We start from the raw sequence: 23,594 nt of genomic DNA, 5'->3' as shown, positions 1-23,594 counted from the left end.
GTTCACCGGGCCACGCGGTCGAACTCGTATCGCTGTCACAGCGGTCGCACCGCCCCCACCGACCTCAGAGAGTCCGCGATGAGAACCATTTCCCCGCGAGCCGCGCTGCGTCGCGCCGCCGGCGGTTTCGCCGCCGCCGGTCTGTTGGCCGCCGGCTCGCTCGCCCTCGGCACCCCCGCGCAGGCCGCCGGCCCGGAGCTGGTGATCGGCGGCCCCGCCGCGACCGCCCTGCACCCCTACCCGGCGAGCGGTTCACCGCGGAAGTCGACGGTCGAGATCACGGTCGACAATCCGTCGCGGAACGCAGAGCCCGGCACCTTCGACGGGGACTTCACCGTGACCTTCGATCTGACCGGGATCGTGGGCATCGCCGATGCGGCCTTCGGCGAGACCGGCGGCGCGGACTGCGAGGTCACCGGCCCCACCGCCGTCTGTCGCGGCCACGGCCTCGGGCCCGGCCGGAGCACGCTCGCCGAACTCGGCCTCTTTGCCGCCGATGGCAGCCGCATCGGCGACTCGGGCACCATCCGGGCCACCGGCAGGGCGGACGGGGCGACGTTCACGGCCTTCTCCACCGAGGTGGTCATCGGTGGCCCCGACCTGGTGATGGAGCGGCTCCCGCTGAAGCAGAATCTGAAGCCCGGCGAGACCCAGCCGGTCCCGGTCACCTTCACCAACAACGGCACACGGGCGGCCGACGGCGTCCTGCTCACCCTGATGTACACGCGCGGCCTGGACTTCATCGAGCGCTACGCGAACTGCGAGTACAGCGAGGGCGAAGCAGGCCGGGGCTTCCCCGCCGGAACGACCGCCCGCTGCTCCGTCCCCGGCACGTACGAAGCGGGGGCGACCTACCGGCTCGCCGTACCGCTCTCCCTCAAGGCCACCGAGCACGCCTTCCACGACACATTCGTCTACCGCATCGACGAGGACGTACCGGGGCGGGGCGCGCAGCGTTCGGCGGCGAGCGTCACCGCGGGCAAGGGCGCCGGGCTCACCCTGAAGGAGGCCGCCACCGTCCGAGGCGTGGACCTCGATCCCCGGGACAACCAGCAGGAGGCCGACTTCGTCACCGCGAACTTCGCCGACTTCGTGGCCTACGGCGCCCGGGCGCGGGGCGCCGCGGGCGAGACCGTCGCGACCACCATCGGCTTCCGCAACAAGGGCCCGGCCTGGGTCGGCCACCCGAGCTCCGGCGACCCCGTCGCCACCGTCGACTTCACCGTCCCCGAGGGCGCCTCGGTCACCGGCAGTCCTGCCGCCTGCCGGGGTGTGACGGTCGACGGTGAGTACCGCGAGAGCCGGAGCGGGGCGCCCCGCTATGTCTGCGACACGTCCATGGCGGTACGGGACGGCGCCGACTTCGCCCTGCGCTTCCAGCTGAAGATCGACAAGGTGGTGACGGGAGCCTCCGGCGCGGTCACAGTACGCACCCCGCGCCTCGACGAGTCCCCGAAGCTGCCCTTCGACCCGAAGCCGGGCAACAACACCGCGCTGCTGGTCCTGAACAGTGACAACGCCGCCGGTGGCCCCGGATCCACCACCTCGGGCGGGGTCTCCGGCCACGGCTCGGCCGGCCCGGCCACCGCCGGCGGCTCGACCGGCGGCTCCGGCGCCACGTCCAACGGCTCGACCACCTCGGGAGCCGCAACGGGCGGTTCCACCGCGGCCGGTTCCACCAACGGCGCCCTGGCGGCCACCGGCACCGCCGCGCTGCCGGTGGCCGCAGGTGCGGCGGTCGCACTCGCAGCGGGCGGCGTGCTGTACGCGACGGCCCGTCGGCGCCCCCGGCGGGGCTGACGTCCGGCCGGGGGCCGGGCAACAGAGGGGTGGCACGAGCAAGGGCCCCGTGGACCGGGAGGCGGTCCATGGGGCCCTGCGCGATCAGCACCGGGACGCGGCCTCGGCGCCGAGCCGGACGGCTGCGCCCCGCGCAGACCCTTTCGACCGGATACGGTCGGCTCCGGGCGTCCCCGGAGCCGACCGTTCTTGGGGTGACCGGGCTGCTGTCCCCTGCCGACCGGTCACGCACGCTGGGGCGCGGTCCCACGGCGTACCTGCAGTACGCCACACGCTCCAGCGGAGCCACGCGTGGTTTCTTTCCAAAGCCGCCCCTGGCTGGCACGGACACCGGGACCAACGAAGCCACGGCGGACCCGGTCACGCGCCGTACGGGTGAGAGTCGGCCCGGACTGGGATACGCCCGGACACCCCCTGCCCGTGGGATGTCAGGCCCGGCCGCGGCAGAGCTCGAGCAGCGTCATGGCGAGGGAGGTGCCGGGCTTGCCGAGCGCGTCCCGGTACTGGCCGAGGATCTCCATCTCGCGCGAGAGGTTGATCCGGCGGCCGCCGGAGGTGATCCGGGCCTCCTGGATGACCGCGGAGATGGCCATCCGCTCCTGGACGAGTCCGATGATCCGGTCGTCGAGGGCGTCGATGCGGGACCTCGCGTTGTCGATCAGCGCGGCGGCCTCATCGGTGTGCGCGCCGGTCTTCTCGGCGGTGGTCTTCGCAGTGCCGGTCCTCGCGGTGCTGCTCTGCACAGGGGCGGTGCTGGTCATGGTGGTGACTCCTCGTGGGGTGCGGCCCCCGAATCCGACCGGTCCGGAACGCCAGAACGCCCCGGGCCTTTCGGCCCGGGGCGCCTGGAACGTTGCTTGTCAGTGGATCAAGCAGCACGACCATGGCAGCCGGCGGGCCGGATGCCATAGGTAAAGACGAAGGTCGTGTGCTGTCGCATAGGAGTCAGTATGGCCCTGCCTGTGCGGGCGGGCCAACACGGAGCCCGGATGCTGAGACGCCGCCCCGGCCCCGGCCCGAGGCCTGCGCTTCCCGCAGCCCGGTCCGGGCGTGACGACGGCCGCCTCCGCAACCCCGGTAGAATCGACAAAACCGACCCCCTTTCACCGCCGGAAGGCCGCCCCGTGCCAGCAGCACCCCCCGCCGCCCCCGACATCGCCACCGACGTGGTCCTCGTTGTCGACTTCGGGGCGCAGTACGCCCAGCTCATCGCCCGACGCGTCCGTGAGGCCCGGGTCTACAGCGAGATCGTCCCGTCCACGATGCCGGTGGCCGAGATGCTGGCCAAGAACCCCCGGGCGATCATCCTGTCCGGCGGCCCCTCCTCCGTGTACGCGGAGGGTGCGCCCTCCCTCGACCGTGCAATCTTCGAGGCCGGGGTTCCGGTCTTCGGCATGTGCTACGGCTTCCAGCTGATGGCCACCACGCTCGGCGGCACCGTCGACGACAACGGTGCCCGTGAGTACGGCCGCACCCCGCTCACCGTCTCCAAGGCCGGCTCCACGCTCTTCGAAGGCACCCCCGCCGAGCAGTCGGTCTGGATGTCGCACGGCGACGCCTGCTCCGCCGCCCCCGAGGGCTTCACCGTCACCGCGTCCACGGACGTCGTACCGGTCGCTGCCTTCGAGAACGACGAGAAGAAGCTCTACGGCGTCCAGTACCACCCCGAGGTCCTGCACTCCACGCACGGCCAGCAGGTCCTGGAGCACTTCCTCTACCGAGGCGCCGGCATCGAGCCGACCTGGACCACGACCAATGTGGTCGAGGAGCAGATCGCGCTGATCCGCGAGCAGGTCGGCACCAAGCGCGCCATCTGCGGCCTGTCCGGCGGCGTGGACTCCGCGGTCGCCGCAGCCCTCGTGCAGAAGGCCATCGGCTCGCAGCTGACCTGCGTGTACGTCGACCACGGCCTGATGCGCAAGGACGAGACCGAGCAGGTCGAGAAGGACTTCGTGGCCGCCACCGGCGTCCAGCTGAAGGTCGTCGACGCCGAGGAGCGCTTCCTGAACGCGCTGGCCGGGGTCTCCGACCCCGAGCAGAAGCGGAAGATCATCGGCCGCGAGTTCATCCGCGTCTTCGAGCAGGCCCAGGCCGAGCTCGTCGCCGAGGCGGGCGCGGCCGGCGAGGACGTCGCGTTCCTCGTCCAGGGCACGCTCTACCCGGACGTCGTCGAGTCCGGTGGCGGCACCGGCACCGCCAACATCAAGTCCCACCACAATGTCGGCGGCCTCCCCGACGACATCGAGTTCCAGCTCGTCGAGCCGCTGCGCCAGCTGTTCAAGGACGAGGTCCGGATGGTCGGCCAGGAGCTCGGCCTGCCGGAGGAGATCGTCCAGCGCCAGCCGTTCCCCGGCCCGGGTCTCGGTATCCGTATCGTCGGCGAGGTCACGAAGGAGCGGCTCGACCTGCTCCGCGAGGCCGATGCCATCGCCCGCGAGGAGCTGACGGCGGCCGGCCTGGACCGCGACATCTGGCAGTGCCCGGTGGTCCTGCTCGCCGATGTCCGCTCGGTCGGCGTCCAGGGCGACGGACGCACCTACGGTCACCCGATCGTCCTGCGCCCGGTCTCCTCCGAGGACGCCATGACGGCCGACTGGTCGCGTCTGCCGTACGAGACGCTCGCCAAGATCTCGACCCGCATCACCAACGAGGTCGCCGACGTCAACCGCGTCGTGCTCGACGTGACGAGCAAGCCGCCGGGCACCATCGAGTGGGAGTGACCTTCCCGACGGTCCCTGCCTGACACCCGGTCGACGCCGATGCCGTCGCTCATTCACCTGGGCGGCGGCATCGTCGCGTACCCGGACCCGTGCCCGTGCCCGAATCGAGTCCCGATGCCTCTGGCCACCTGCGGCAACCGGCGGTAACTTCCGATCCCGTACGCCCTGGGAGCCCCGAGGAGTCGCCATGCCCGAGCCCACACCCATACCTGTGGACCAGCTCCACTTCGCGATGCCGCCCGTCCATGAGTCGGTGGCGGACGAGCGTGCGTACCGCAAGGAACGGCTGGCCGGGGCGCTCAGGCTGTTCGGGGAGTACGGGTACGAGGACGGCGTCTCCGGTCACATCACCGCGCGGGACCCGGAGTTCACCAACTGCTTCTGGGTCAACCCCTTCGGGGCCCCCTTCGACGGGCTCGCGCCGGACGAGCTGATCCTGGTCAACGGGGAAGGGCAGGTCGTCGAGGGGCGGCACCACGTCAATCAGGCGGCGTTCGCCGTCCATGCGCAGGTGCACCGGGCCCGCCCGGACGTCGTCGCCGTCGCGCACACGCACTCCCTGCACGGGCGGGCGCTGTCGGCGCTCGGTGAGTTCATCGAGCCGATCACCCAGGAGTCCTGCGCCTTCTACGAGGACCACGCGGTCTACCAGGCCTACACCGGGGTCGTCGTGGACGAGGAGGAAGGGCGCCGGATCGCCGCCGCGCTCGGCGGCCACAAGGCGATCGTGCTGCGCAACCACGGGCTGCTGACCGTCGGCGACTCGGTGGACGCGGCCGCGTGGTGGTTCATCGCGCTCGAGCGCTCCTGTCAGGTACAGCTGGCCGCACGGGCGGCCGGAAAGCCGGTGCTGATCGAGCACCGGGACGCGGTCACCACCCGTGAGCAGCTGGGCAGCGACCTGGTGGCCTGGATCAACTACCAGCCACTGTGGCGCCGGGTCAGTCGCACATTCTGACGATACGCGCCGACGGGCCGCCCCGATGCCGGGCCGAGCCCTTCCGTACGGCACAATTCGCAGCAATCGCAGCCGAGTTGGCTGGACCGGGGTTTGAAAGGGCGGCGTTCTCCGTGGCGTTGGACGAGGCGAGGGCGGGCAGCACGCATGGCGGCGGCTGCACGTGCGGCGACTGCCCGCACGGGGCGCGCGAGGGCCACCGGCGTGCGGTGGCCGCCTTCCTGGCCAAGCGGGACGAACTCGCCGCAGGTCAGGGGTTGCCGCCGGGGGTCGCCCAGTCCGCCTCCGCGACCCGCCAGTGGGTCTCGGACGAGCTGACCCAGTCCGCCAGGACCGTCGCCGAACGGGGCCGGGAGGCGGGCGACGCCTGGCTGTACCGGGTGTGGCGGCGCACCCTGATCGCGGTGTGGGGGAGCGTCGCCGTGCTGGTCGTCGCCGAGGCCGCCACCGCCGTCGGTGCGGGCTGGACCAACGCTCGTACGGCCGGACTGGTCGCCGGACTCGTCACCGCGGTCCTGCTCACCGGCGCCGCCCATGTCCACCGGGCCCGCGGCGGCCTCCTCGCCCCGGTGATCGGCGAGGACAGCCGGCTCTCCACCTCCCGGGCGGTCGCCGCGTCCTGGGTGCTGCTCGCTGTCTTCTCCGTACTCGTGCTGGCCCTCCAGCTGGCGGGCGCCTCAGGCCACGCAGAGCGTGACGAACTGATCGAGGGGCTGGATCTGGCCAGGGGCGCCGGGGTGGTGACTGTGCTTGCGCTGGTGTGCGCCGTCGCCGTGGTCGTGCGCCGGGTGGTGACCGTACGGGCGCTGTCCGGGCGGCTGCAGAAGCTGCGGGCCGACCGGCCGCGCGCCGCCGACCTGCTCACCGACGACTCCGGGCGGGGCAGCTTCACGGACGTGCAGTACGTGCTGGTGAGCACCGTCGCGGTACTGTTCGCCGCGGTCCGCCTCGCCCGCCGGCCCGAGCAGCTGCCCGACCTGCCCTGGGGGCTGGCGCTGCTGGTCACCGTCTCGGCGCTCGCGTACTTCGCCGGGAAGTACGCGGAGGGCGGGCGCCCTGTGGTGCTCTCGGTGGTCCGGGCCAGGGAGGCCGGGGATCTGGACGCACCGATCCGTACCGGCGACGACATCGAGATCCGCGGTGCGGGCTTCGTGCCGCCCGGTGCCGGGACGCCGGACCGGCTGGCCCGCATGGTCGTCCGGATCGGCCGGGTCCATGTGCATGTGCCGCTGATCCCGGTGACCGGCGGCTTCGCCAACCCGACCGACAACGTCCTCACCGTGCCGGTACCGGTGGAGGTGGAACCGGGGCTGGTGGAGGTACAGGTCGTGACCGCTGCCGGGGTGGAGACGAACCGGGTCGAGATCGATGTGACGGACTGACTGCCGCAGCCCGTGCCCGGCCGGGGGGTGACGGATACCGCCGACCGGACGCCCCACCGGGTGAGCCGGGCGTCCACCGCGTACGTATGGTCTGTTGACGGGTCTACGGAAGGTGGGGCAGCCACATGCAGGACATTCAGAGTTACGGCACGAACGTACGCGGTCTGGGCGAGCCGAGAGGGCTCAAGGAGCTGGCGCGGGAGCACGCCCTGCTGCCGCTGCGGATCTTTCTCGGCGTCACCTTCATCTACGCCGGGCTCGACAAACTCACGGACAGTTCCTTCTTCCGCGCGAGCGGCGCCGGCTCCATCGGCGAGATGATGCACGCGGTACGCGACTCGTCCGCGATCCCGGCCCTCGTCGACCTCGCGCTGAAGAGCCCCGGCGCCTTCGGGTACGCCATCGCCATCGGTGAACTCGCCGTCGGCATCGGCACCCTCATCGGGCTGTGGGCACGGCTCGCCGCGTTCGGCGGGGCGCTGATCTCGCTGAGCCTGTGGCTGACCGTGAGCTGGCAGGTCAAGCCGTACTACTTCGGCAACGACCTGGCCTACCTCATGGCCTGGCTGCCGCTGCTGCTCGGCGGGGCCGCGGCGTTCTCCGTGGACGCCCTTCGCGCGTCACGACGGCGACGGATCATGTAGTTCACCCAGGTCGCGGTGGCGGCCAGCCAGAGGCCGCCGAAGAACAGCGGGAAGAAGAAGACCCATGGGGCGTCCCAGACCCCCGTGGCGTCCGCCGCGTATCCCGCTGCCAGAGCGAGCATGACCAGGCCCGCCACCGCCCGTCCCGGACGGATCTCATGACGTAGCACGGGTGACCTCCACCTGTCCGATGCCGACTTCGAGAGTGAGCTCGACCGTGCCGGCCGGTTTGCTGCCCGGGGGCGGCGGAAGCGTCCTGCGCTCCTGCTGCGACGGATCCATGTCCACATTGCCCTGCCGGCCGTCCGGCGCATCGCCCGTCCGGCTGACCGGCAGTGTGATGTTGCCGAAGCCCGCCCGCGCGTCCACCTTCACCGTCACCGCCTTCGGCACGACGACGACGGCGCGGCCCGCCCCGACGTTCACCCCCGTACGGACGGTGTCGCCCCGGGGGACCGTGATCTCGGTGAGGTCCAGCCGTGCCACCCCGGAGCCCAGTTCGTAGTGCGGCCGCACCGCCGCCACCGAGGCCGGCCGCCAGCCCTCGCGCACCCACTGGGTGCTGATGTCCTTCGGCAGCGCGGACGCACCGGCCAGCAGGGCAGCCGTGGTCATCGACAGCATGACCGTGCCGAACCCGGTCCGCCCGAGGAACGCACTGACCAGCATTCCGAGCCCGAACACCGCGAGCGCACCGGCCAGACCGATCTGCAGACTCGTACCGAACGGCTGGGAGTCCCAGCTCAGCCCCGTGCCCAGACCGCCCACGATCAGTGCGAACAGGAACACGAGACCACCGATCGAGGCCGGACCCCGGGTGCCGGCCTCCTGCGGGGGCGCGCGGAACGGGTCCTGAGGCGTGGCCCCCCGGGGGCGTACCGCCCGGCCGTCGATCGCCGCATCGGCCGGACCCCACAGATAGCCCGGGCCCACCGGACCCGAGGTGCCGTCCTTGATGATCGGATCCCGCCACCACGACGGGCTGCCCGGCGACGGCGGAGCCTTCACCTCGGGCGGCGCGTCCGCCACCGCCTGCGCGGTCGCCGGATGCAGCGGGTCCTCGGGCGCCGCCGTCCTGCGGTTCTGCGTCCAGACGGCGAAGCCGACCACCGCGAGCGACAGCATCGCGGAGAACGCCAGCGTGCCGCCGTTGCCCAGCATGGAGAGAAACAGCCCGCAGCCGATCAGCGCGAGCAGCACCGCGATCAGCGACGCACCCTCGACGCGGCCGGACAGCAGCCGGCGCGCCTCGTTCTCGTCCTCGCCCTCCAGGGGGATCAGCAGCCAGGCGAAGCCGTAGAAGATCAGTCCGATGCCGCCGGTGACGGACAGCACACCGAGCACGATCCGGAAGATCACCGGATCGACGTCGCAGTACCGGCCGAGACCGCCGCACACCCCGGCCACGACTTTGTGCCGCGGGCTGCGCCGCAGTCGTGGTCCCGGTCCGGGGGGCGGTGCGGCGCCGGGGGAGGCGTCCTGGGGAACGGTCATGGCTCCATGGTGACGGGCCGGGCGCCCGTCCGGGACCCGCACCGACCCTGGCCGATCCCTGATATTGGCCCGGCGGTCCCCTGGGGGAGGCAATCCGGTACCGGTCCGGTGGCCCCTGAGGGAGACGCTCCGGTACCGGCCCGGCGGCTCCCGCTGGAGGCGCCCCGCACACTCTCAGGGTCGAGTCGGGGGCGGACCCTGATGCCGTCGCCCGTACGGACATGTGACGATCGGGTCATGCCTGCCGCCACGCCCCGAGCAACGAGCTCTCTCAACGCCGACCCGGAGGAGCCGTCGCTGCGCAAGCTGTACCGCAGCGCCGACGGACGGCTGCTCGGCGGCGTCGCGCGCGGTCTCGCCGGGCATCTCGGGCTGCCCGTCGCCTGGGTGCGGTTCGTCTTCCTCGGTCTGTTCTTCGCGGACGGTCTCGGCGCCCTGCTCTACGCCGTGTTCTGGATCGTCGTCCCGCTCGGTGTCGGTGGTGTGGAGGCGCCGCGCTCCGTCTTCGAGACCGCCCCGGACGGCAGACGCCGGCTCCGCAAACCCGACAAGGGCCAGGTCTTCGCCCTCATCGCGCTGTTCATCGGCGCCATCATCTTCGTCGGCAACGTCGACATGGGCAGCAAGGCCGACCGCTACATCTGGCCCACGCTGCTGATCGGCGCGGGTTCCGTACTGGTGTGGCGGCAGGCCGACAACGCCCGGCGCGCCCGCTGGATGGAGGTCGGCAGCCGCCGCCGGGTGCTGCATCTGGCCCGGGGTCTTGCCGGGGTGGCCCTGGTCGGCCTGGGCCTGGCCGTCTTCATGGTGGTACGCGGGTCCGCGGCCCAGCTCGGCAACGTCCTGACCGCCGCGATCGCCGTCCTCACCGGCATCGCGCTGCTGGCCGGTCCCTACCTCGTACGCATGACCCAGGACCTCTCCGAGGAACGCACGATGCGCATCAGGGCCCAGGAGCGCGCCGAGGTCGCCGCCCATGTCCATGACTCGGTGCTGCACACCCTCACCCTGATCCAGCGCAACGCGGAGGACGCGGGCGAGGTCCGCAGACTGGCCCGCGCCCAGGAGCGCGAACTGCGCAACTGGCTGTACAACCCCGAGGGCACCGGCAAGGACGAGGACGACGAACCCGAGACCCTCGCCGAGGCGGTCAAGCGCGCCGCCGCCGAGGTCGAGGACAAGCACGGCGTTCCGCTGGAGGTCGTCGTGGTCGGCGACTGCCCGCTGGACGAGAAACTGGTCGCGCAGATGCAGGCCGCACGCGAGGCGATGGTCAACGCCGCCAAGTACGGTGGCGAGGGCGGCGCCGTGCAGGTCTACGCCGAGGTCGAGGGCCGCACGGTCTTCGTCTCGGTGCGCGACCGGGGCCCGGGATTCGATCTGGATTCCGTACCGGGGGACAGAATGGGCGTACGAGAATCAATCATCGGCCGGATGCAGCGCAACGGCGGTACGGCGCGGCTGCGTTCGGTGCCCGGCGGGGGCACGGAAGTCGAGCTGGAGATGGAGAGGGCGAGCGATGACCAAGACCACTGAGGCGACAGGGGGCCCGGAGCGCCGGGTACGGGTCGTGCTCGTCGACGACCACCGGATGTTCCGCACCGGCGTCCAGGCCGAGATCGGCCGCACCGAGGAGACGGGCGTCGAGGTGATCGGCGAGGCCGCCGATGTCGACCAGGCGGTCACTGTCATCACGGCGACCCGCCCCGAGGTCGTCCTCCTCGACGTCCATCTGCCCGGCGGCGGCGGCGTCGAGGTGCTGCGCCGCTGCGCCCCGCTGATGGGCGCCGCCGAGAACCCGGTGCGGTTCCTGGCGCTGTCCGTCTCGGACGCCGCCGAGGACGTCATCGGCGTCATCCGCGGCGGCGCCCGCGGCTATGTCACGAAGACCATCACCGGCACCGACCTGGTCGACTCGGTCTTCCGGGTCCAGGACGGCGACGCGGTGTTCTCGCCCCGGCTGGCCGGCTTCGTCCTCGACGCCTTCGCCTCCACGGACGCGCCGCCGGTCGACGAGGACCTGGACCGGCTCACGCAGCGCGAGCGCGAGGTGCTGCGGCTGATCGCCCGCGGTTATGCGTACAAGGAGATCGCCAAGCAGCTGTTCATCTCGGTGAAGACGGTCGAGTCGCATGTCTCGGCGGTGCTGCGGAAGCTCCAGCTGTCGAACCGGCATGAGCTGACCCGGTGGGCGACGGCGCGGCGGCTGGTCTGAGTCAGCCGGCCGCAGGGTCGGGGCCGAGCGAGATGTTCAGCTTCTCGCCGACCCGGCGGTAGCCGATCCCCGCGTAGATCCGCTCCACATCCGCGTCGCCCGGCTCCAGCCACACCACCCGGCAGCCCCGCTCGAAGGCGGTCGAGGTCAGGTGGGCACAGAGCGCGGCGCCGATGCCGCGGCGGCGGAAGGTGCCGGCGACGGCGAGGCCGGCCAGTTCGGTGAGGCCGTCGACCGGGACCGAGCAGCCGCCCGCGCCCGCCGGGACGCCGTCGACCGTGGCGAGGGCCGCGACCCCGCCGCCCCCGGCCGCCGCGCGCAGCCAGGCGGCCTCGCCGCCCTCGGGCTCGCCGGTCCCGCCGTATCCGTGGTGCTGGACGAGCGCGGCGGCCTCGAACTCGGCGGCGGTGACCGGTTCGGCGATCGTGAGGGAGCCCACCGGCTTCGGCGGCAGCAGGCCGTCCGGGGCACAGGCCATGACCGGGGCCCGGTTCTCGACGGTGAACCCGGCGGCGAGCAGCGCGGGTTCGACCGCGGGGGCCCAGCCGGGCAGAAACTCCAGCCGCGGCATCCGGTCGTACTCGCGGAACGCCGCGATCAGGGCGTCGAGGTCCTCCGCCGTCGGCTCGGCGTTCCGGTCGGGTATCGCGTAATTGGCGTACTTGTTCGACCAGTTCGGGTTGTACAGCACGGTGAAGGGGCCGATCCGGAGATGATCGGGGGAGCGCAGGGCGAGCGTTCGGGCATGGGTCTGGACATCGAGATCCATGGGCATGTGCGGGTGTCCTCCGGCCGGTTGATCAGAAGTCGGGAGCCTATGCCACCCGGGTCGCTCCGGCGAAGGGCATCTGGTCGATCGGCGCGATCCGGACCGGTGCTCCCGGGCGCGGGGCGTGGATCATCTGGCCGTTGCCGATGTAGAGCCCGACGTGGCTGACGCCGGAGTAGAAGAACACCAGGTCGCCCGGGGCGAGATCGGAGCGTGAGATGTGCTGTCCGGCGTTGATCTGGGTGTAGGTGGTCCGGGGTAACGAGACACCGGCGGAGCGCCAGGCGGCCTGGATGAGCCCGGAGCAGTCGAACGAGGACGGGCCGGTCGCGCCCCAGACGTACGGCTTTCCGAGCGCCCCGTACGCGAACGCGACGGCCTCGGCGGCACGGGCGTTGGGAGCCTGGACGGGACCGCGTGCGGTGCTGCGGTCGGCACGGTCGGCGGAGCGCGCGCTGTCCGAGCTCTCGTAGGCGGCACGCTCGGCCGGGGACAGGGTGGCGAGGAGCCGCTGCGCGTCGGCCAGTTTGGTCTTGATCGTCGCCTTGTGCTTCTTCAGCTCGGCCTGGCGGGATGCCAGCGCAGCCAGCTTTCCCTTGGCCTGCGAGCGCAGCTGGGCGATCCGGGCGACCTGCCGCTCCACCCCGTCGACCTCGGCGGCCTGGCGGTCGCCGATCCGGTCCACGTACGACGCGCGCTCCAGATACTGGTCGGGGTCGGAGGAGAGCGCCAGCTGTACGGCCGGGTCCAGGCCGCCGGTGCGGTACTGCGCGGCGGCGAGTGAACCCAGTGCGTTGCGCGAGGCGTTGAGACGCTCGGTCCCGCGGGCCGCCTCGTTGCGCAGGGTGTCGACGGCATCGGCGGCGGCGGACGCCTTCTCCTTCGCGCCGTTGTACTGCTCGGTGGCGACTTCCGCGTCGTGGTACAGCCGGTCCACCTCCGCCCTGACCTGGGCGGGGGTGAGCTGGGGATCGGCGTGTGCGGAACCCGGCAGAGCGGCAGCGGTGGCGGCCCCGGCGATGGCGAGGGTGGCTGCGGTGCGGGCAGCAGGGCCGGTGTACGGGCGCTGCTTGGGTTTCCGGTGCGCTGCCACGGGGGCGTGCGTCCTTCCTGGCGACTGCCCGTCGGGGACTACCGGCGGGCCTGCCCGAGGTCCGGCGGCGGGTCACCAACAGGGGGAGTGGCCCGCCGCCGGATTTCTCGGCGGGGTGACCGGTTCGCCGTCCGGGTGCGGAGCGGCGGTGAAGCCGGTCACCTGGGTAGGGACGCTAAACCCGGGGCACGGGGAAGAGTTGTAATGAAGCCTATTGCCCGAATTTGGCGCGGCGCTGTCGCCGATTGATCGGAAAAATTGCACCAGAGTCAGGCAATTGGTGCAGGCGCGAGTGAAGCGGCAGGAAGTCGTACCTGCCTGCGGAGTGGTGATATGGCCGGGGCTAGGCTGCGGACCCATGGACGTACTCATCAATGTCTTCGTCGCCCTGCACATCATCGGTATCGGCTCTCTGCTGGGCGGTTTCCTGACCCAGATGAAGGCGATGGGCGCGGGCACGGCCCGGTTCGTCCCGGCGATGCTGCACGGCGCACTGACGATGCTGGTCACCGGTGTCGCGCTGGTCGGGCTCAACGAGGCCGACGGTCACCACGTGAACAACATCAAGATCGGGATCAAGCTGCTGCTCCTGGTCGTGATCCTCGCGCTCGTCTACGTCAAGCGGGACGAGGAGAAGGCCGACAAGGGTGCCTTCGCGGCGGTGGGCGGGCTGACGCTCGCCAACATCTTCATCGCCACGCTCTGGACCTGAGCCGGCCCGTGCCGCCCATGCTGCCGGACGGGCGGGGACATCAAGCCCGTCCGGCAGCTGAGGACGCAGGGAGGTGAGCCGCTACGACGGCCGCACGCTGCCGTAGATCGGCATGTAGTAGATCGACTCCTCGCGCACATTCGCCCCCGGCTTCGGCGCGTGGATCATCATTCCGTCGCCCTTGTAGATGCCGACGTGGCTGATGTCGTCGTAGAAGAAGACGAGGTCGCCCGGCTGCAGATCGGCCGTCGCGATCCGGGTGCCTGTCTCCACCTGGTCCCAGGTGGTGCGCGGGAGGTCGACGCCCGCGGCCTTCCAAGCGGCCTGGGTGAGGCCGGAGCAGTCGTACGAGGACGGGCCCGTCGCGCCCCACACGTACGGCTTCCCGATCTGGGCCGTGGCGAAGGCGAGGGCCTTCTGGGCCTTGGCGGTGGCGCTGCTGTCCGAGCCGGTTCCGGTGCCCGTACCCGTACCCGTACCCGTACCCGTACCGCTGCCGGATCCTGCCTCCTTCGCGGCCTCTGCGGCCTTGCGGTCCGCCTCCGCCTTGGTGGCGGCCTGCTGCTTCGCGAGCTCCTCCGCCTTGCGCTTGGCCTCCGCCTCCTTCTTGCGCTCCAGCGCCGCGAGCCGCGCCTTCTCCTCGGCGGTCAGCTTGGACAGCGTCGCGCGCGCCTCGCCCAGTTTCTTCTGGACGTTCTGCTTGCTGGTGCGCAGCGTGGTCTGTGTCGAGGTCAGCGTCTCCAGGCTCCGCACCGCTTCGGCACGCTTCTTCGACGCCTTGGCCTGCTGCGTACGGAAGTCCGTGACTGCCTTCTGCTGCTGACCGGTCATCCGGCTCATCAGCTGGCTCTGGTCGAAGTACGACTGCGGGTCGTCGGCCAGGAAGAAGGTGGCGCTCGGCGTGATGGAGCCGGTGCGGTACTGCGCGGCCGCGTAGGCGCCGAGCGTCCTGCGGGCGTCGTTGAGCTTGTCGGCGCGCTTGGCCACGTCCTCCAGCAGGGCGTCGACCTTGGCGCGCTGGGTGGCGGAGGCTTCCTTTGCCTGGTTGTACTGCTGGGTCGCGGTGCCCGCCTGCCGGTAGAGGTCGTCGACCTTCTTCTGGACGTCCTCGATGCCGGGCTTCGGGGCGGGGGCGGCCGTGGCGCTCTGTGCGGAGAGAAGGGTCACGGACGCCAGTGCCGCCGTGGTGAGTCCTACGGCCGGTGTGGTGGTGCGCACCCGGGTGCGCGGTTTGCGATGCGACGCCAAGGCCGGCATCTCCTTCCGTGGACCGCCTACCGGGTTAGCTGTCGGGTTCGGGCGGAACGGAAGGCTGCCCTACGGTCCGAGTGGGGGATAAGGACCGATTCACCCCGGTGCTGCGTGTGGGTCCCCGGCTCCGAACTCCCGCGAGGGCAGGCCGGATTCGGCGTGGGCGCCCGCTCGGCGTGGTTCGCCTCAGGGGGTACGGGCCGCCCGGTCGAGCACGCTAGCCAACCCGTGGTGCTGCTGTGAAGGTCGATGTTCGATATGCCCGATACATTTTCGTGACCTTGGTGAAGTGGGGCGGCAAGGGCCGACGAGGGCCCGAATTCCCTTACACGGAGTGGGTGACCGCTGCCTTTGTGTGCCCGGTCGTCGGGTGCGGTTCGCCATGCGGCCGTCGTGTGTCGTTGCGGCGGCCTAGACTCGACAAGCGATGAGCAGCCTCTTTGACGACAGCTTCCTGGCCGGCCTCCAGCACTCGGAGGAAGAGCCCCCGCCGCCCCCCGAGGACTCCGCACCCGAAGCGGTGCCGGAGGACCTCTTCGCGGGCGTATTCGACGGGCCCCCGCCGCCGCCCAGGGACGCGTACTACCGCGACGGCGCGCACCGCCCCGTCATCGACTCCGCGGCGCTCCTCGACGGGCTGAACACCGAGCAACGCGCCGCCGTGGTCCACGCGGGCTCCCCGCTGCTCATCGTCGCCGGGGCGGGCTCCGGAAAGACCCGGGTGCTGACCCACCGGATCGCCCACCTCCTCGCCGAGCGCGGGGTGCACCCCGGCCAGATCCTGGCGATCACCTTCACCAACAAGGCCGCGGGCGAGATGAAGGAGCGCGTCGAGCAACTCGTCGGACCGCGCGCCAACGCCATGTGGGTCATGACCTTCCACAGCGCGTGCGTACGCATCCTGCGCCGCGAGTCGAAGAAGCTCGGCTTCACCTCGTCGTTCTCGATCTACGACGCCGCCGACTCCAAGCGCCTGATGGCCCTGGTCTGCCGCGATCTCGACCTCGACCCGAAGCGCTTCCCGCCGAAGGCGTTCACGGCCAAGGTCTCCAACCTGAAGAACGAGCTGATCGACGAGGAGACCTTCGCCGGCCAGGCCGGAGGGGGCACCTCCCATTCGAGCGGAGCCGAGAATGGGGGAGGCTTCGAGAAGACCCTCGCCCAGGCCTACGCGATGTACCAGTCCCGGCTGCGCGAGGCGAACGCGCTGGACTTCGACGACATCATCATGACGACGGTCCATCTGCTCCAGGCCTTCCCCGACGTCGCCGAGCACTACCGCCGCCGCTTCCGGCACGTCCTGGTCGACGAGTACCAGGACACCAACCACGCCCAGTACACCCTCGTGCGCGAACTGGTCGGCCCGGCCGGCGAGAGCGACGCCCCCGCCGAGCTGTGCGTCGTCGGTGACGCGGACCAGTCGATCTACGCCTTCCGCGGCGCGACCATCCGTAACATCCTCCAATTCGAGGAGGACTACCCGAACGCGACCACGATCCTCCTGGAGCAGAACTACCGCTCCACGCAGACGATCCTGTCCGCTGCCAACGCGGTCATCGAGCGCAACGAGAGCCGCCGCCCCAAGAACCTCTGGACGAACGCCGGTACGGGCGCCCGGATCACCGGCTATGTCGCCGACACCGAGCACGACGAGGCGCAGTTCGTCGCCGACGAGATCGACCGGCTGACCGACGCGGGCGACGCCAAGGCGGGCGACGTCGCGATCTTCTACCGTACGAACGCGCAGTCCCGTGTCTTCGAAGAGATCTTCATCCGCGTCGGACTGCCCTACAAGGTCGTCGGCGGCGTGCGCTTCTACGAGCGCAAGGAGGTCCGGGACGTCCTGGCCTACCTCCGGGTTCTCGCCAACCCCGAGGACACCGTTCCGCTGCGCCGCATCCTCAATGTGCCCAAGCGCGGCATCGGCGACCGTGCCGAGGCGATGATCGACGCGCTCTCCATGCGCGAGAAGATCACCTTCCCGCAGGCGCTGCGCCGGGTCGACGAGGCGTACGGCATGGCGGCCCGGTCGGCCAACGCCGTCAAGCGGTTCAACACGCTGATGGAGGAGCTGCGCACGATCGTCGAGTCCGGCGCGGGCCCGGCGGTGGTTCTGGAGGCGGTGCTGGAGCGCACCGGCTACCTCGCCGAGCTCCAGGCATCCACCGACCCGCAGGACGAGACCCGCATCGAGAACCTTCAGGAACTCGCCGCCGTCGCCCTCGAATTCGAGCAGGAGCGGGGGGAAGAGGAAGGCGCGGGCACGCTCGCCGAATTCCTGGAGAAGGTCGCGCTCGTTGCCGACTCCGACCAGATCCCCGACGAGGACGAGGACGGCTCAGGTGTCATCACGCTGATGACGCTGCACACCGCGAAGGGCCTCGAATTCCCGGTGGTCTTCCTGACCGGCATGGAGGACGGCGTCTTCCCGCACATGCGCGCGCTGGGACAGGTGAAGGAGCTGGAGGAGGAGCGGCGGCTCGCGTACGTCGGGATCACCCGGGCCCGCGAGCGGCTCTATCTGACCCGGGCGGCGATGCGCAGCGCGTGGGGGCAGCCCTCGTACAACCCGCCGTCGCGGTTCCTGGAGGAGATCCCGGACCAGCACCTGGAGTGGAAGCGGACCGGTCCGATGGCGGCCCCGGCCGGACCGACGTCGGGGATCACGTCGTCGCTGTCCTCGTCGCGCGCCCGGTCGGGCCCCTCGGGCTTCGCGACCCGGCGCACCTCGGACAGGCCGACGGTCACGCTGGTGGTCGGGGACCGGGTCACGCACGACCAGTTCGGGCTCGGCACGGTCACGGCGGTCGAGGGCGTCGGCGACCAGGCGAAGGCGACGGTCGACTTCGGGGACGAGCGGCCGAAGAAGCTGCTGCTGCGGTACGCGCCGGTCGAGAAGCTGTAGTGCGGTAGCCGGGTGGGCGGCCGGGGCAGTTGCACCGGCCGCCGGGTGGCTCAGGTCGGGTCGAGGCCGTGGCTGCGGAGCCAGGGCAGCGGGTCTATTGCCGCTCCGCCCCCGGGCCGTACCTCGAAGTGCAGGTGCGGGCCGGTGGAGTTCCCTGAATCCCCGGAGTACGCGATCACATCGCCGGCCTTCACCGGGCCGGAGCGGATCTTGGTGCTGCTGAGGTGGCAGTACCAGGTCTCGGTGCCGTCGGCCATGGTGACGATGGCCATGTTCCCGTAGGCGCTGTTCAGCTGGGTGCGTACGGTGCCGTCGGTCGCGGCCATCACGGGCGTGCCGTACGAGACGGGGAAGTCGATGCCCGTGTGCACGGACATCCAGTTGACGCCCGCCTGGCCGAAGTACGCGCTGAGGCCGTGCTGCGCGACCGGCAGGAGGAATTTGGGGCGCAGCGCCTCCTTGCGGGCGGCCTCTTCCTCGCGCTTCTTCTTCTCGGCGGCCTGCCGCTCCCTCAGGTCGATGCGTTCCTGGGTACGGCTGGCGCGGTCGGCGAAGTTCTCCGCGTCGGCGCTGAGGTTGGCGAGTTGGGTGTCCAGCTTGTTGTTGGCGGCGACCGGCTTGACGGAGCCGGGGTCGGCGGCCGCCATCGTGGTGTTGTTGTCCTTCTTGTCCTCGCCGCCCATTCCACTGACGGAAGCCGCGGCGATACCGGCCACGCTCATCACGCAGGCGGAGGGAATGGCGACGGTGAGGAGCGCGGAACGCTTTGCGGGGGAACGCCGCCGACTGCGACTGCCGCCGCCACCGCTGCGGGTGGCGGGGCGTCCGATGGGACGGTGGGTGTCGGGCGCGGCGTCGGCCGTGTCGTCGGCGGCGGCTTCGCGCACGTCGGTGTCGAAGTCAGCCTCCGCCCCCGTCTCCGGGAGGCTGAACTCGGCGGTGCGCTGAGGCTCGTACGGGTCGAAGGAGTCCTGGTCGGCATAGGACTCGTACGACTGGTGCGCCTCGTGCGCCTCGTGCGCCTGGTGCGCCTCTCGTGCTTCGTATGCCTCGTGTGTCGCTAGAGCCTCGTGCAACGTTTGCGCGGTTTGCTGTTCCTGCTCGGGCGTGGCGCCGGTGTTCCAGGCGGTGGCGTCGTACGCGCCGGTGTCGTGCGCGGCCGTGTCGGTCGTCGCCCACTGGCCGGTCTGGTACCAGCTGTTGGTGTCCCACTGGCCCGTGGCGTCCGGGGCGCCGCCCTGGGCCGGAATTTCGGCGAAGGTGGCGGTAGCGGTAGCGGTGGCGGCCGTGGTCGCTGCCGTGCCGTAGTCGGCTCCGGGCGTCCAGGTGGCTGTGGTGTCGTACGTGGGGCCCGCGGCGTACTGCTGGGACTCCGCTGCGTACGGGGCGTAGGCGTCGTACGAGGTGGTGGCGTGTGCACCCGTGTCCCACTGCGTGGAGTCGTACTGGCCGCTGTACCCGGCCTGGCCGGTGTCGTAGCCGCTGCCGTACGTGCCGTCGTAGCTGCCGGGAAGGGAACCGAAGAGCGGGTCGCTGTCGAAGCCGCCGGTGGCTTGGCTGTCGTATCCGGCGTACCCGGCGTGGGGGTGCTGGTCGTTCACCAACTTCTCTCTCGCCTCGGCAGCAGGACCTGTGGTCTGGGGTCCGGTGGAGGGATCCCAGGGGGAGCAGTGGCCGCGACTGTACCCGGCGGTACGTGACGTCGACAATCTTCGGCAGGCTCGGGTGGCTCAGGAAACGGGCAATCGGCCGTCTTTCGACGGGCTGTCCACACAGCCTTGGCTCTATGTTCGAAACGCGTTCTATTTTTTTGGGCCTCCGGCGGAGTGCGGTGAGGCCGGGCCAGTCTGGTCAAGCCACCGAAGCGGCCCCTGCTGCCCCTGTTGTTCCGGTGGTTCCTGTGGCTTCGATCATCGATTCGCGGGATTCCAGCGCCTGCCGGACCGCGGCGGCGACAGCGGGGTGCACCGGGAGCGCGAGATGGCCGATGCCGCTGACGCGTACGTTCAACGCGTCGAGATCCGGATGGTCGATGCAGGCCGCCTCGGCCGGGACGATCACCCGGTCCAGCTCGCTCCAGAAGCTCACGAACCGGGTGCGGCAGCCGGGCGCCGGCCTGCGCAGTTCCTCGATCGGCGCGGAGCCCGTACGCATCTGGCGCACGATGGGGTGAGCGCTGGCCAGTGGGGCGACGGACGTGCCCCCGTGCGGTGTGCCGAGGGTGACCAGGGTGCGGACCCGCTGGTCACCGCCCAGCCGCTGTACGTAATAGCGGGCGATCAGGCCGCCGAGGCTGTGCCCGACGATGTCGACCCGGTGGTGTCCGGTGCGGGCGCAGATCTCCTCGACGTGCCGCCCGAGCAGCTCGGCCGCCGTACGGATGTCGCAGGTCAGCGGCGAGTAGTTGAGCGACTCCAGATGGCGCCAGCCGTGCCGGGCGAGGGAGCGGCGGAGCAGGACGAAGACCGAGCGGTTGTCGATGAAGCCGTGCAGGAGCACGACGGGCGGCCGCTCGCCGCCCTCGGCGGGGAGGGCGGAGGTGCTGGCCGGGGCGGTGGGGGGTGTGGTGGTCGGTTCTGCCGCGCGCTGCGGGGGCCGTCGCTCCCCGGCGATGCCGGTGGGGTAGAGGAGCACATGCCCGGCGAGCACCACCAGTTCGAGTGCGGTGGCCTTGAGCAGCGCGGATGACAGCCGGGCGCAGCACAGACACGGCCGGCGCAGCAATAGGGGAAGGAAAGGCAGGACCTTCATGGCCGACCTCCTGCTTCGGCAAGCGGGGAGGCGGCTCCGGTCCCCGTATGCCCTCATGGGGTGCCGTTGCGGAGGTACGGGCGGGCGAACCCCGGCCATCCGGCCGGGGTTCGGCTCCGATTCGCAGGCTTCTGTTCACCGGTGGTGACCGGCGAACGATCGGCAGCCCGTACCACCGTGCCGCGCGGCTGGCGGCGCGGTGGTACGGCGACCTCTTGGCGGCTCCCCTGGCGGCCGGTCCCGCACGGCAGGTGTGCCGCGTCAAGCGGGAACGGCGCCCGGTGAACATGTCCCACGTGTGATTTCCCCCTCCCCGTCCACCGCGAAACGGCGGGTTGCGGGATGCTGTCGATAACGTTCGTTCACATCCCCGGCCCTTCAGGCACGGGAGACGCATGTGGAGGCAGTGATGGGTGTGACCGGTCCGATCCGTGTGGTGGTGGCCAAGCCAGGCCTGGACGGCCATGATCGCGGGGCCAAGGTGATCGCGCGGGCGCTGCGCGACGCCGGTATGGAGGTCATCTACACCGGGCTCCACCAGACGCCCGAGCAGATCGTGGACACCGCGATCCAGGAGGACGCCGACGCGATCGGCCTCTCGATCCTCTCCGGTGCGCACAACACGCTCTTCGCCAAGGTGATCGAGCTGCTGAAGGAGCGTGAGGCGGAGGACATCAAGGTCTTCGGCGGCGGCATCATCCCGGAGGCGGACATCGCACCGCTGAAGGACCAGGGCGTCGCGGAGATCTTCACCCCGGGTGCGACGACGACGTCGATCGTCGACTGGGTCAACGCGAACGTCCGCCACCACGCGGAAGCCTGACCTCTCCCCACCGCAAGGCAGCGGGCTGACAGGCCCGTCTGCCCGCGGCGGTGTACCGGGTGACGGCTGCGCGGGGGTGGCCGGCGGGGGCCGATTGCCCCTGGAGTTGCTTGCCCCGAGCCACTGCCTGCGGCCGACTCTGCGGGCTGCGCCGGGGGCCGGGTGCCTGGGATCGGCCACTGGTCCCGCCGGACACCTGGCCCGGGCCTCCGCCCAGCCCCGCCCCGGGCCCCGGCGCCTGTCGGACACTTGTCCTCGAGTCTCCGGCCCCTCCCGGCCCTCCCAGGCCCCCGGCGCGCCCGTGCCGCTTGCCCGGGACCGGGTGACCGAGGCCGGCCGCCGGCCCCCGCCGGACACTCGGCTCTCGGGATCCGGCGCCACTCGGGCTCCGGTCCCTCCGGGACCCTGGCCCCCGCCCAGGAGCCCGGTTCCTGCCGATTCCCCTCGGGCCGGAGTCCGCCGATCCCCCTCAGCCCGGTATCAGTTCCAGGTCCATCGCCGAGCGCAGCCGCAGCGTGGAGACCAGCCGTTGGAATGCCTCCGACCAGTAGCCGTTCGCGCCCGGTGAGGCGTCCTCCGGTTCGTCCGGGGTGGTGGTGAGGACCTCCAGGCGGTCCGCCTCGGCCGGGTTCAGGCAGCGCTCGGCGAGGCCCATCACGCCGCTGAAACTCCAGGGATAGCTGCCCGCGTCCCGGGCGATGTCCAGGGCGTCGACGACCGAGCGGCCGAGTGGTCCGGCCCAGGGTGTCGGGCAGACCCCCAGCAACTGGAAGGCCTCCGACAGTCCGTGCGCCGCGATGAAGCCGGCCACCCATTCGGCCCGTTCGGCTGCGGGAAGTATGGCGAGCAGTTTCGACCGCTCGGCGAGCGACGCCGTACCGGGGCCGTTCGACGGGGGGATGGACGGGGCGCCGAGCAGCGCGCGGGCCCACTCCGGATCCCGCTGCCGCACTGCTGCCCGGCACCATGCCGCGTGCAGTTCCTCGGTCCAGCCGTCGGCCACCGGCAGGCCGACGATCGCCTGTGCGGCGCGGCCACCGAACCGCACCGGCCAGGTGGCCAGGGGGGCCGCCTCCACCAACTGGCCGAGCCACCAGGACCGTTCGCCCCGCCCGGACGGCGGCACCGCCACCACGCCGTCGCGCTCCATCGACGCATCGCATTCATGCGGTGCCTCCACGGCGACGGAGGCCTCGTCGCCGGTGAGGTCCGGGCTCACACAGGACATCGCGCGGCCCGCCATCCGCTCGGCGAACGCCGACTCCGGCAGCGCCGACAGCAGTTCGGCAGCAGTTGAACGGACATTGCGACTGCGGTCGGAGAGCGCCTGTTCCAGGAAGGTCTCATCCACTCCGGACAGTCCGGTGCGCAGCGAGTCGAGAAACATCAGCCGGTCCTCGGCGCGCTCGGTGGTCCATGTGGTGGCGAGCAGCGCGAGCGCTTCAGCGGGATCGTGTGCCCGTACGGCCCCGAGCAGGGCGACCCGTTCGGCGAACAGGCCCTCCTCCCACAGCCGGGCGGCCGCTTCCGGCTCCCTGGCGTCCGGCGGCAACGAGCCGCCGGACGAGCCGCGCAGCGCGAACTTCCACTCGGGGTTCAGCCCGGCCAGCCACAGCCCGCGCGGCCCGGCGAAGGCCAGGGCCTGCGGCCGCAGGTCGCTACGGGACCTGGCCGCGTCCAGCAGGGACGGGAGCAACGCGGCCGGGGCCCGGTAGCCGTGCTGATTGGCGGTGGCCAGCCACTGGGGGATCAGCTCCGTGAGATCAGGAGCCGTACCCCGCCGGCCGCCCGAGCCGCTCGGCGCCGACCGGTCCGCGAGCAGCTGGGCGAGCCTGCGCTGCGCGGCCGGGGGCAGCGGCGGCCGCGGGTCTGCGGGCGCCGGCTCGGGCCGGGCGGCCGCGGAGGCGGGCAGCAGCCCCGCTCTGCGCTGCACGGTGTGGAGCGCCGCCGCGTCCAGAAGTCCGCCCGGTCCGCCGCCTCCCTCGGCCGGGCGGCGGTCGGTGCCGAGAAGCGCCGCGGTGACGAGCTCTTCCCAGGGCGCGGGTGTGACGGTGCGAGACATCGGTCCCCCTTCGAA

18 protein-coding genes and 1 riboswitch are annotated in these 23,594 nt (G+C 71.4%); of the genes, 10 read left to right on the top strand and 8 right to left on the bottom strand.

Translation table 11 applies throughout. The features are described 5' to 3' along the window. Window positions 1-78: 78 nt before the first annotated feature. The gene (locus tag OG609_RS15920) at window positions 79-1,800 is read left to right on the top strand and encodes a peptidase (RefSeq protein WP_327273442.1); all 1,722 of its coding nucleotides are present in this window, start codon (window positions 79-81) and stop codon (window positions 1,798-1,800) included. A 428-nt stretch (window positions 1,801-2,228) separates the two neighbouring features. Here OG609_RS15920 and OG609_RS15915 read toward each other — a convergent pair whose 3' ends face one another. After that, the gene (locus tag OG609_RS15915) at window positions 2,229-2,561 is read right to left on the bottom strand and encodes a chorismate mutase (RefSeq protein WP_327273441.1); all 333 of its coding nucleotides are present in this window, start codon (window positions 2,559-2,561) and stop codon (window positions 2,229-2,231) included. Between the two features lie 363 nt (window positions 2,562-2,924). Between OG609_RS15915 and guaA the strand changes: the two genes are divergently transcribed. The 4 genes from guaA to OG609_RS15895 all read left to right on the top strand — a co-directional run bounded on the left by guaA (window position 2,925) and on the right by OG609_RS15895 (window position 7,504). Continuing rightward, window positions 2,925-4,520, top strand: a complete 1,596-nt coding sequence (gene guaA, locus OG609_RS15910) for a glutamine-hydrolyzing GMP synthase (protein ID WP_327273440.1) — start codon at window positions 2,925-2,927, stop codon at window positions 4,518-4,520. 187 nt (window positions 4,521-4,707) lie between these two features. After that, a complete protein-coding gene (locus OG609_RS15905; RefSeq protein ID WP_327273439.1) occupies window positions 4,708-5,478 on the top strand; it encodes a class II aldolase/adducin family protein in 771 nt (256 codons plus the stop codon). Window positions 5,479-5,591: 113 nt separating this feature from the next. Further along, window positions 5,592-6,860: a hypothetical protein gene (locus OG609_RS15900; RefSeq protein ID WP_327273438.1), complete on the top strand. Its 1,269-nt coding sequence runs from the start codon at window positions 5,592-5,594 to the stop codon at window positions 6,858-6,860. Between the two features lie 125 nt (window positions 6,861-6,985). Continuing rightward, window positions 6,986-7,504, top strand: coding sequence for a DoxX family protein (locus tag OG609_RS15895; protein ID WP_327273437.1), 519 nt, complete (start codon window positions 6,986-6,988; stop codon window positions 7,502-7,504). A gap of 156 nt (window positions 7,505-7,660) precedes the next feature. Here the strand turns inward: OG609_RS15895 and OG609_RS15890 are convergent, their stop codons facing one another. Continuing rightward, window positions 7,661-8,998, bottom strand: coding sequence for a PspC domain-containing protein (locus tag OG609_RS15890; RefSeq protein WP_327273436.1), 1,338 nt, complete (start codon window positions 8,996-8,998; stop codon window positions 7,661-7,663). A 237-nt stretch (window positions 8,999-9,235) separates the two neighbouring features. Here OG609_RS15890 and OG609_RS15885 point away from each other — a divergent pair, with 237 nt between their 5' ends. Together OG609_RS15885 and OG609_RS15880 are read left to right on the top strand one after the other, a co-directional pair. Further along, window positions 9,236-10,534 (top strand): PspC domain-containing protein, encoded by a 1,299-nt coding sequence (locus OG609_RS15885; protein ID WP_327273435.1) that lies wholly within the window; start codon window positions 9,236-9,238, stop codon window positions 10,532-10,534. After that, a complete protein-coding gene (locus OG609_RS15880) occupies window positions 10,518-11,213 on the top strand; it encodes a response regulator transcription factor (RefSeq protein ID WP_327273434.1) in 696 nt (231 codons plus the stop codon). Before OG609_RS15885 ends, OG609_RS15880 begins: the two co-directional genes overlap by 17 nt. Window position 11,214: 1 nt before the next feature. On the opposite strand, the gene OG609_RS15875 is transcribed toward OG609_RS15880, so the two are convergent. Then, window positions 11,215-11,988 (bottom strand): GNAT family N-acetyltransferase, encoded by a 774-nt coding sequence (locus OG609_RS15875; protein WP_327273433.1) that lies wholly within the window; start codon window positions 11,986-11,988, stop codon window positions 11,215-11,217. A 40-nt stretch (window positions 11,989-12,028) separates the two neighbouring features. Next, entirely contained in the window at window positions 12,029-13,075 is a 1,047-nt protein-coding gene (locus OG609_RS15870) for a C40 family peptidase (RefSeq protein ID WP_327273432.1), read from the bottom strand. Between the two features lie 358 nt (window positions 13,076-13,433). Between OG609_RS15870 and OG609_RS15865 the strand changes: the two genes are divergently transcribed. Further along, a complete protein-coding gene (locus tag OG609_RS15865) occupies window positions 13,434-13,787 on the top strand; it encodes a hypothetical protein (protein ID WP_327273431.1) in 354 nt (117 codons plus the stop codon). Between the two features lie 81 nt (window positions 13,788-13,868). On the opposite strand, the gene OG609_RS15860 is transcribed toward OG609_RS15865, so the two are convergent. Continuing rightward, on the bottom strand, window positions 13,869-15,044 hold the full coding sequence (locus OG609_RS15860) for a C40 family peptidase (protein ID WP_327273430.1): 1,176 nt from the start codon (window positions 15,042-15,044) through the stop codon (window positions 13,869-13,871). Then, a riboswitch (cyclic di-AMP (ydaO/yuaA leader) is annotated at window positions 15,043-15,208 on the bottom strand. Its footprint overlaps the gene before it by 2 nt. A 257-nt stretch (window positions 15,209-15,465) precedes the next feature. On the opposite strand from OG609_RS15860, the gene pcrA reads away from it, so the two are divergent. Further along, complete coding sequence (pcrA, locus tag OG609_RS15855; RefSeq protein ID WP_327273429.1) at window positions 15,466-17,943, top strand: DNA helicase PcrA; 2,478 nt, start codon at window positions 15,466-15,468, stop codon at window positions 17,941-17,943. Window positions 17,944-17,993: 50 nt separating this feature from the next. Here the strand turns inward: pcrA and OG609_RS15850 are convergent, their stop codons facing one another. Together OG609_RS15850 and OG609_RS15845 are read right to left on the bottom strand one after the other, a co-directional pair. After that, window positions 17,994-19,544, bottom strand: a complete 1,551-nt coding sequence (locus tag OG609_RS15850) for a M23 family metallopeptidase (protein ID WP_327273428.1) — start codon at window positions 19,542-19,544, stop codon at window positions 17,994-17,996. Between the two features lie 250 nt (window positions 19,545-19,794). Continuing rightward, window positions 19,795-20,694 carry an esterase/lipase family protein gene (locus tag OG609_RS15845; RefSeq protein WP_327273427.1) on the bottom strand — a complete coding sequence of 300 codons (900 nt, stop codon included), beginning with the start codon at window positions 20,692-20,694 and terminating at the stop codon, window positions 19,795-19,797. A gap of 409 nt (window positions 20,695-21,103) precedes the next feature. Here OG609_RS15845 and OG609_RS15840 point away from each other — a divergent pair, with 409 nt between their 5' ends. Continuing rightward, window positions 21,104-21,517, top strand: coding sequence for a cobalamin B12-binding domain-containing protein (locus OG609_RS15840; protein ID WP_327273426.1), 414 nt, complete (start codon window positions 21,104-21,106; stop codon window positions 21,515-21,517). Window positions 21,518-21,986: 469 nt separating this feature from the next. Here OG609_RS15840 and OG609_RS15835 read toward each other — a convergent pair whose 3' ends face one another. Then, entirely contained in the window at window positions 21,987-23,579 is a 1,593-nt protein-coding gene (locus OG609_RS15835; protein WP_327273425.1) for a DUF5691 domain-containing protein, read from the bottom strand. Window positions 23,580-23,594: the final 15 nt, after the last annotated feature.

This window comes from Streptomyces sp. NBC_01224, from assembly GCF_036002945.1.
Classification (GTDB): Bacteria; Actinomycetota; Actinomycetes; order Streptomycetales; family Streptomycetaceae; genus Streptomyces.
Note: the sequence above shows the minus strand (reverse complement) of the source record. Positions and strands in the feature narration are given on the sequence as shown.

Excerpts from the sequence above, each read along its gene's own strand:
- OG609_RS15840 (WP_327273426.1), top strand. The coding sequence starts at position 21,104 with ATGGGTGTGACCGGTCCGATCCGTGTGGTGGTGGCCAAGCCAGGCCTG.
- OG609_RS15845 (WP_327273427.1), bottom strand. The coding sequence starts at position 20,694 with ATGAAGGTCCTGCCTTTCCTTCCCCTATTGCTGCGCCGGCCGTGTCTG.
- pcrA (WP_327273429.1), top strand. The coding sequence starts at position 15,466 with ATGAGCAGCCTCTTTGACGACAGCTTCCTGGCCGGCCTCCAGCACTCG.
- OG609_RS15920 (WP_327273442.1), top strand. The coding sequence starts at position 79 with ATGAGAACCATTTCCCCGCGAGCCGCGCTGCGTCGCGCCGCCGGCGGT.
- OG609_RS15860 (WP_327273430.1), bottom strand. The coding sequence starts at position 15,044 with ATGCCGGCCTTGGCGTCGCATCGCAAACCGCGCACCCGGGTGCGCACC.
- OG609_RS15865 (WP_327273431.1), top strand. The coding sequence starts at position 13,434 with ATGGACGTACTCATCAATGTCTTCGTCGCCCTGCACATCATCGGTATC.
- OG609_RS15835 (WP_327273425.1), bottom strand. The coding sequence starts at position 23,579 with ATGTCTCGCACCGTCACACCCGCGCCCTGGGAAGAGCTCGTCACCGCG.
- OG609_RS15885 (WP_327273435.1), top strand. The coding sequence starts at position 9,236 with ATGCCTGCCGCCACGCCCCGAGCAACGAGCTCTCTCAACGCCGACCCG.
- OG609_RS15890 (WP_327273436.1), bottom strand. The coding sequence starts at position 8,998 with ATGACCGTTCCCCAGGACGCCTCCCCCGGCGCCGCACCGCCCCCCGGA.
- OG609_RS15915 (WP_327273441.1), bottom strand. The coding sequence starts at position 2,561 with ATGACCAGCACCGCCCCTGTGCAGAGCAGCACCGCGAGGACCGGCACT.
- OG609_RS15905 (WP_327273439.1), top strand. The coding sequence starts at position 4,708 with ATGCCCGAGCCCACACCCATACCTGTGGACCAGCTCCACTTCGCGATG.
- OG609_RS15895 (WP_327273437.1), top strand. The coding sequence starts at position 6,986 with ATGCAGGACATTCAGAGTTACGGCACGAACGTACGCGGTCTGGGCGAG.
- OG609_RS15880 (WP_327273434.1), top strand. The coding sequence starts at position 10,518 with ATGACCAAGACCACTGAGGCGACAGGGGGCCCGGAGCGCCGGGTACGG.
- OG609_RS15875 (WP_327273433.1), bottom strand. The coding sequence starts at position 11,988 with ATGCCCATGGATCTCGATGTCCAGACCCATGCCCGAACGCTCGCCCTG.